This is a genomic window from Leptospira soteropolitanensis, from assembly GCF_026151655.1.
GTDB classification, from domain to species: Bacteria; Spirochaetota; Leptospiria; order Leptospirales; family Leptospiraceae; genus Leptospira_A; species Leptospira_A soteropolitanensis.
Genome location: NZ_JAMQPN010000091.1, coordinates 1 through 762, shown reverse-complemented (window position 1 = coordinate 762; position 762 = coordinate 1). Strand labels below are relative to the sequence as shown.

The following is a 762-nucleotide window of genomic DNA, read 5'->3' as shown; positions in this document are numbered from 1 at the left end:
CGCTGTTATACGCCGTTGAGTTGTTTAAGAATTAATTCAATAGTAAGTTTTAATTCAGGTATTTTGTTTTTACAGATATTATATATTATTTCGTGATCAAGACCTTCATAATGGTGAGAAATCACGTCTCTCATTTTCATAATTTTTTCCCAGTCTGTATTGGGATAATTGTTTAGAAATTTACTGTCTAATTTTGTAACAGATTTAAGATTATCTCCGATTGCTTGTAATCTCATTGCAATTGAATCAAGTATAGTAATTCCATCTTGTGAATTAATTAGATCATCCGGATATTTAATTTTTAAGAATCTATTTTCAATGATTACGATCGATTCAAGAATAAATTCGAACCTTTCGTATATTTCTTCAGACATTTATAATATCTTTTTGAATTCTATTGAGAAATGAAGTTTTAATTTGATTCCTTTTTCGAACAAGATCAACATTTCGTTCAAAAAGATTTTCTAAAAATATTTTTAAACCAACAAAAGAATCAAAGTCGGGAGATTTCATTTCAACGAGTAAATCAACATCGCTATTCGAGTTAACTGTATCTTTAGCAAAAGACCCAAAGACACCGATTTTCAGAACACCAAAATCATTATTTAGAATTGGTTTAATTTTGGTTAATTCCTCAATCAATTCCTTTTTGGTTTCTACCTTCATATGTTAATTATCCAAATTCAGAAGAAAAAGTCAATAAATGAGAAATTGAATTTCTTAAAGATTTTACCTTCTGTGTTCAATTTCTTAAATTTTTTG

Annotated in this window: 2 protein-coding genes; both read right to left on the bottom strand. The window is 27.3% G+C overall.

The annotated features are described in order from the left end of the window. Positions 1-5: 5 nt before the first annotated feature. Entirely contained in the window at positions 6-374 is a 369-nt protein-coding gene (locus ND811_RS19490; protein WP_265353644.1) for a HepT-like ribonuclease domain-containing protein, read from the bottom strand. Beyond that, positions 367-666, bottom strand: a complete 300-nt coding sequence (locus ND811_RS19485; protein WP_135752648.1) for a nucleotidyltransferase family protein — start codon at positions 664-666, stop codon at positions 367-369. Before ND811_RS19485 ends, ND811_RS19490 begins: the two co-directional genes overlap by 8 nt. Between the last annotated feature and the right edge of the window lie 96 nt (positions 667-762).